This is a genomic window from Achromobacter ruhlandii (genome assembly GCF_002082135.1).
In the GTDB taxonomy this organism is placed as follows: Bacteria; Pseudomonadota; Gammaproteobacteria; order Burkholderiales; family Burkholderiaceae_B; genus Achromobacter; species Achromobacter ruhlandii.
Window position 1 is genome coordinate 2710712 of record NZ_CP017433.1, and the last position, 6564, is coordinate 2717275.

General features: G+C 69.9%; 8 protein-coding genes. 1 reads left to right on the forward strand and 7 read right to left on the reverse strand.

The features are described from left to right. Nucleotides 1-9 precede the first annotated feature (9 nt). From AruCF_RS12190 to AruCF_RS12220, 7 genes are all read right to left on the reverse strand, one after another. On the reverse strand, nucleotides 10-1302 hold the full coding sequence (locus AruCF_RS12190; RefSeq protein WP_063568857.1) for an RNA polymerase sigma factor: 1293 nt from the start codon (nucleotides 1300-1302) through the stop codon (nucleotides 10-12). Continuing rightward, entirely contained in the window at nucleotides 1299-1706 is a 408-nt protein-coding gene (locus AruCF_RS12195) for a VOC family protein (RefSeq protein ID WP_054416579.1), read from the reverse strand. The genes AruCF_RS12190 and AruCF_RS12195 overlap by 4 nt, the downstream gene beginning before the upstream one ends. Before the next feature lie 42 nt (nucleotides 1707-1748). Continuing rightward, the gene (locus AruCF_RS12200; RefSeq protein ID WP_054504434.1) at nucleotides 1749-2162 is read right to left on the reverse strand and encodes a YciI family protein; all 414 of its coding nucleotides are present in this window, start codon (nucleotides 2160-2162) and stop codon (nucleotides 1749-1751) included. A 146-nt stretch (nucleotides 2163-2308) separates the two neighbouring features. Next, the gene (locus AruCF_RS12205; RefSeq protein ID WP_059270940.1) at nucleotides 2309-2662 is read right to left on the reverse strand and encodes a YciI family protein; all 354 of its coding nucleotides are present in this window, start codon (nucleotides 2660-2662) and stop codon (nucleotides 2309-2311) included. A gap of 197 nt (nucleotides 2663-2859) precedes the next feature. Continuing rightward, the gene (locus AruCF_RS12210; RefSeq protein WP_063568855.1) at nucleotides 2860-3873 is read right to left on the reverse strand and encodes an OmpA/MotB family protein; all 1014 of its coding nucleotides are present in this window, start codon (nucleotides 3871-3873) and stop codon (nucleotides 2860-2862) included. Beyond that, complete coding sequence (locus tag AruCF_RS12215) at nucleotides 3870-4733, reverse strand: motility protein A (protein ID WP_054416575.1); 864 nt, start codon at nucleotides 4731-4733, stop codon at nucleotides 3870-3872. The genes AruCF_RS12210 and AruCF_RS12215 overlap by 4 nt, the downstream gene beginning before the upstream one ends. A gap of 275 nt (nucleotides 4734-5008) precedes the next feature. Further along, nucleotides 5009-5605 (reverse strand): GNAT family N-acetyltransferase, encoded by a 597-nt coding sequence (locus tag AruCF_RS12220; protein ID WP_059270935.1) that lies wholly within the window; start codon nucleotides 5603-5605, stop codon nucleotides 5009-5011. Between the two features lie 107 nt (nucleotides 5606-5712). Between AruCF_RS12220 and AruCF_RS29890 the strand changes: the two genes are divergently transcribed. Beyond that, nucleotides 5713-6564: NYN domain-containing protein (locus AruCF_RS29890; RefSeq protein ID WP_254431197.1), on the forward strand; the 852-nt coding region annotated here is incomplete at its 3' end.

Here is a 6564-nt window from a genome sequence, read left to right on the forward strand (position 1 = left end):
TGGCGGCGCTCAGTCCGCCGCCGGCAGCCCCCGCGCCCGCGCCAGCAGCATCTCGCGTTCACGCGCGTTGCGCGTCATGGCGGCGGCGCGTTCGAATTCCGTGCGCGCCTCGGCGTGGCGCCCGAGCCTGGCCAGCAGGTCGCCGCGCACGCTGGGCAGCCAGTGGTAGTTGGCCAGCGCCGGATCGCGCGCCAGTTCGTCGGCCAGGTCCAGCCCGGCCTGCGGGCCGAAGGCCATGCCCACGGCGACGGCGCGGTTCAGTTCCACCACCGGCGACGGCATGGCCTGCGCCAGCGCGTCGTACAACGCCACGATGCGCGCCCAGTCGGTCTCTTCCGGCCGGCGCGCACGCGCGTGGCAGGCCGCCAGCCCCGCCTGCAGCGCATACGGCCCGCTGGCCCCGCCCAGGCTTTCGGCGCGTTCCAGCGCGGCCAGGCCGCGGCGGATCAGCAGGGTGTCCCAGCGGCCGCGGTCCTGCTCCAGCAGCAGCACCGGCCGGCCCTGGGCGTCGCTGCGGGCGTGCAGCCGCGAGGCCTGCAGTTCCATCAGCGCCACCAGCCCATGCACCTCGCTGTCGTCGGGCGTCAATTCAGCCAGGATGCGGCCCAGCCGCAGCGCTTCGTCGCACAGCGCCGGCCGCATCCAGTCCTCGCCCGAGGTGGCGGCGTAGCCTTCGTTGAAGATCAGGTAGATCACTTCCAGCACCGAGGCCAGGCGCTGCGTCCGTTCCCGCGGCCCGGGCACCTCGAAGGGTACGCGCGCCGCCGACAGGCTGCGCTTGGCCCGCACGATGCGCTGGGCGATGGTGGACTCCGAGGCCAGGAAGGCGCGCGCGATCTCGGCGGTGGACAGCCCGCCCAGCAGCCTGAGCGTCAGCGCCACGCGCGCCTCGGTCGAGAGCAGCGGATGGCAGGCGGTGAACACCAGCCGCAGCAGGTCGTCGCCGATGTCGTCCTGGCGCGCGGCGTCCAGCGCCTCGACGAAATCGGGCTCGACGTCGGCCTGCAGCGCCTCCAGTTCGTGGCCGATCTGCTCGTGCTTGCGGCGGTGGATGGCATCCAGCCGCAAGCGGTCGCGGGCGCGGTTCTTGGCGGTGGTCATGAGCCAGGCTCCCGGGTTGTCCGGCACGCCGGTGGCCGGCCAGCGCTCCAGCGCGGCCACCAGCGCGTCCTGGGCCAGTTCCTCGGCCAGGCCGACATCGCGCACCAGGCGCGCGACGCCGGCAATGACGCTGGCGGCCTCGATGCGCCAGACGGCCTCGATGGCGCGGTGGGTTGCCGCCGATCCGGCCGGGGCGGTCATGCCTGCGGTGTGGCGCCGGGTTCCATGTAGAACACTTCCCAGATGTGGCCATCCAGGTCATCGAAGCCGTGTCCGTACATGAACCCGTGGTCCTGCGGCGGGCGCGGCGCCGTGCCGCCGGCCGCCTTGGCGCGCGCGACCAGGTCGTCGACTTCGGCGCGGCTTTCGCAGGACAGCGCGATCAGGGCTTCGGTGCCGCCTTTGGCGTCGACGACGGGCTTGTTGGTGAAGCCCTGGAAAAAGTCCTTCACCAGCAGCATGACGTAGATGTTGTCGCCGACCACCATGCAGGCGCCCTGGTCATTGGTGAATTGCGGATTGAAGCTGAACCCCAGGCGCTTGAAGAAAGCCTGCGATTTCGCCATGTCGGCGATGGGAAGGTTGACGAAGATCTGCTTGTGCATGATGGGTCTCGCGGCGGGCGTCGTTCAGGGGGATGGGGCGGTTCACTGGCCGTTGCCGGGCAGGTCGCGGAAACGGTCGATCTCCTGGCCGGGGCCGAAGTCTTCCAGCTCATACATCTGCCGCACTTCGATTTCGCAGGGCTGGCCGGGGAAGGGGTCGGGAAAGCGCAGCGTCCATTGCAGGGCTTCTTCGCGCGAGCGGGCCTGGATCACCGTGTAGCCGGCGATCAGTTCCTTGGTGTCGGCGAACGGGCCGTCGATGACCTTGCGCTGTCCCTGCGCGTCGTAGTGCACCCGCCAGCCCTTGGACGACGGCTGCAGGCCGCTGGCGTCGAGCAGCACGCCGGCCTTGGCCAGGCCTTCATGGTAGGTCGCCATGGCGTCGAGCAGGCTGGCTTCGGGCAGCCTGCCGGATTCGCTGTCGGCGTTGGCGCGGACGATGATCATGAATCGCATCGGGAATCTCCTGGTATCGATGGCCCCGGCCGCGGCGCGCGGCGGGGTCGGTACTGGCACGACGCATGAGCGGCGCGTGGATCGACATCGGAACGCGCGGTTCAGGGTAAATACCTAGCCCGCCCGCCGGTGGCCACGCCCCGGCGCTACATGAAACAGGGCCCCAGCTCGCGCACCTCGACCGTGGCCCAGCGCGCCGCGGGGCATTCGGCCGCCAGCGCGAGCGCTTGCGCGCGATCCTCGCAGTTGAGCAGAAAGAAGCCGCCGATCATTTCCTTGGCCTCGGCGAAGGGGCCGTCAACCAGCGTGCGCTGGCCGTCGCGCACGCGCAGCCGCACGCCGTCCGCATCGGACTTGAGGGATTCGGCGCGCGCCAGCAGGCCGCGCGCCTGCAGCCCTTCGGCGTAGCGCACCATCTGGGCGTAGACCTCGCGGCCTTCCTCGGGCGTGCGCTCGGCGCGCTGGCCGGGAGGCTCGACGATGAGAAGCATGTACGGCATGGACGGTTCCTGGTGGCAGGGGCGCCGGGGGCGGCGCGAGGGCGCGGACCCCGACATGCATCGGGCGCCCGGCCGGCAGCCGCCAGATTACGCTGTTTGGGATGTCTCGGACAGGGCGGCGTGGGTCTTCCCGCCGCGGCCGTGATGTGGCCGGCCGCGCTTGCCATTAGCGGCCGGGGCCGGGGCGCGGGAGCGTGTCAGGAATCGCCCGCCGGCGCGGCCTTCGCGGCGGCCGGCTGCGGCGCCTGGGCCGTGCTGGCCGCCGGCTTGGCGGTCTTGCCGTCGGCGTGCTGGGCCTGCCCCGGGGCAGGCTTGGCCGGCGCGGTGATGTCCATGATCAGCTCCACGCGCCGGTTGGCCGCGCGGCCCGCCGGGGTGTCGTTGGATTCGATCGGGCGCGTCTCGGCGTAGCCCACCGCGCGCAGGCGGCTGCCGGCCACGCCGTCGCGCACCAGTTCGCGCAGCACGCTGGTGGCGCGGCTGCTGGACAGCTCCCAGTTGGAGGCGAACTGCCGCGTCTGGATCGGCACCGGGTCGCTGTGGCCTTCGACCGAGACCTGGTAGTCGTTCTTGTTCAGGATCGTGGCCAGGCGCTTGATCACGTCCAGGCCCGACGGGCTGAGCGTGGCCTGGCCCGAGGGGAACAGCAGCTCGTTGCTGATGCGGAAGCTGACCGATTGCTCGTTGATGATGACGTCGACCGACTTGCCCAGGTCGCCCAGGCCCAGTGATTCCTTGGACGGCGCCTTCAGCGGCGGGGCGGCCTGCGCCACCACCTCGCCGTCGTCGGACGCGGGGGCGGCGGCGGTGGCCGTGGCGGCCGGCGCCGCAGGTTCGGCCCAACTGGCCGGGATGGCGGGCGTATCGAATTCGGCGTATTCGCCGTCGTAGGCCGGCAGGCCCTTGGCCGCCAGGCTGCCGACGATGTCGACCTGTTTCTCGCCGGGCTCGGAGAAACCGCCGTGCAGGCGCGCCACGGCCAGCATCACCACCAGCATGGCCAGCAGCAGGGTGATCAGGTCCAGGTAGCTGAGCAGCCAGTTCTCGGCGTCGCTTTCGACCGTGTCGTCGACGTGCCAGCGGGCGTAGCGGTCCTTGCGGTCGCTCTTGCTGGGGCGCCAGCCGCTGTTGGCCGCCGCTTTCTGCGCGCGCAACTGGGCCTGGCGGGCCTGCTCGATCCGCTGCGCCAGGGAGGGGGAAATCAGGCTCATTGGCGCGCGGCGGCGGGGCGGGTAATGGATACGGGCTTGGCGGCGGAGGACACCTGGCCCTCGGTCTTGCCGCGCGCGGCGGAGGCGCCGCCGTCGTAGATTTCGTCCTCGACGTGCATGACGAACGAGTTCAGGGTCTCGCGCACCACGGCCGGGCCGCGCTTCTCGCACATCATCGAGATGCCCTGCAGCACCATGTTCATGGACTCGACGCGGCGCGCGGTGCGGCGTTCCAGCTTGACGGCGATCGGCTTGCACACCAGGTTGGCCAGCAGGATGCCGTAGAAGGTGGTCATCAGGCCGATGGCCAACTGCTGGCCGATGGTGGTCATGCTGCCGTCGCCCAGCACCGACATCAGGTTGATCAGGCCGACCAGCGTGCCCAGCATGCCGAAGGCCGGCGCGAACGTGGCCATGACGCGGAACATCTGCGCCTCGGCCATTTCCCGCGCCTTGAGCCGCGCCACGCGCCATTGCAGCAGCTCGATGATCTGGTCTTCGGGGGTGTTGTCGATGATCAGTTGCACGCCGGTGCGCAGGAACGGGTTGGTGACCTTCTTGAGTTCCTGTTCGACCTTGTGGACGTCGGTGTTCATCCACAGCTGCGCCATGTTGACCAGTTCCTCGATGTCGCGCTGCTGGTCGTGCTGGTCGCTGCGGAACACCGTGACCACCAGCTTGAACACCCGCATCACTTCGGACAGCGGGTAGGCGATGAACAGCGCGGCGCAGGTGCCGCCCAGCACGATGGCCAGGCCCGGCAGGTTGAAATACATGCCGGGGTTGGTGGCGGCCAGCGCGATGACGATGACCAGGGTGAGCAGGCCGACAACGGCGCCGATGACGGTAGACGGATTCATGGATCTTGCCCGATTGCGAGGGGGCATCCCGTGCACGGAATGCGGGATGGTGGCAAATTCTAGCCACGCAAGCGGCCGGCCAATCCGTCGGAAAACGGGGCGAAAGGGGCGGTAAGCGCCGGCTTGAACCGGCGCCCGGGCGCAGCCGCCGGCGGAATAAATGGGGTCAGAATTATTTCGCGGTGACGGGTTCCTGGCTGGCCGGGATGGGGAAGCGTCCTTCCTTCCGGCGCATCGGCAAGCACGCGGCGCGATCCGGCGGCCGCCGGCGCCGCTCAGGCCGGGCGGCCGTCCGTGCGGGCCGGCGGGGCCGACAGGCGCCGCGCCCGCCATTCCTCGCGCGTGATCTCCCAGATCTCGGCCATCTGCCGTCCGGAGACGAAACCGCGTTCCTCGGTGGCCACCAGCCGCATGCCGGTGCGCTCGGACAGGCGGCGCGAGCCGTCGTTGGCCGCCGCCTTGGGCGCGCGCAGCACCGGCTGGTCCAGCACCTCGAACCAGAAGGCCGTGACCGCCTCGCTGGCCTCGGTCATGTAGCCCTGGCCGCGATAGTCCGGGTCGAGCCAGAAACCACGGTGGTTGCCCGGGTCGTCGCGCATCAGGCTGATCAGCCCGATCAGGCGGCCGGGCTCGGTGCGCGGGCGCAGCGACCAATGCCACTGCGCGCCACGCCGCATGGCCGGCAGCGCCACCTGTTCCACGTAGGTGCGGGCGCCATCCGCCGGATACGGCCAGGGCACCTGCTCGGCCAGGTAGCGCACCACTTCCCACTGCGGAAAGATGCGCTGGATGGCGGGCGCGTCGTCCGCGCACAGCGGTCGCAGCAGCAGGCGTTCGGTGTCGAGCGGGGGCGGGGCGGGTACGTCGGGCATGGCGGTCGGCGGGGCGGGGCGAGCGGAAATGTATATCATGGGCGGCGAAATGCGGCCAATCGCCCCCGCCAGGCGGCCGGGGTGGCCGCGGCAACGGAGAAACACTTATGAATGCCAACGAAAACGTCAGCATGGCGCTTTTTTGCGACTTCGAGAACGTGGCGCTTGGCGTGCGCGACACCAAGTACCAGAAGTTCGACATCCGCCCGGTGCTGGAGCGCCTGCTGCTCAAGGGCAGCATCGTGGTCAAGAAGGCCTATTGCGACTGGGAGCGCTACAAGGAATTCAAGGCGCCGATGCACGAGGCCAATTTCGAGCTGATCGAGATTCCGCACGTGCGCCAGTCGGGCAAGAACTCGGCCGACATCCGGCTGGTGGTGGACGCGCTGGACTTCTGCTACACCAAGTCGCACGTCAACACCTTCGTCATCATCAGCGGCGATTCCGACTTCTCGCCGCTGGTGTCCAAGCTGCGCGAGAACAACAAGAAGGTGATCGGGGTGGGGGTCAAGCAATCCACCTCGGACCTCCTGATCGCCAATTGCGACGAATTCATCTTCTATGACGACCTGGCCCGCGAAGGCCAGCGCGCCGCCGACGCCCGCCGCGACAACCGCGGCGGCGGCAACGCCGGCCAGCGCCGCTCGCCCGACGAGGAGCGCCGCCGCAAGGAAGAACTGGAAGCCCGCAAGACCCAGGCGGTCGACATGGTGGTCGAGACCTTCGAGGCGCTGATGGCCGAACGCGGCGACAGCGGCAAGATCTGGGCCTCGGCCCTGAAGGACGCCCTCAAGCGCCGCCGGCCGGATTTCAACGAGTCGTACTACGGCTTCCGCGCCTTCGGCAACCTGCTGGACGAGGCGCAGTCGCGCGGCTTCCTGGAAGTCGGGCGCGAGGAGAAATCCGGCACCTACGTCTATCGCGACAACGCCGGCGGCGCGCCGGCCGGGGCGGCGGGC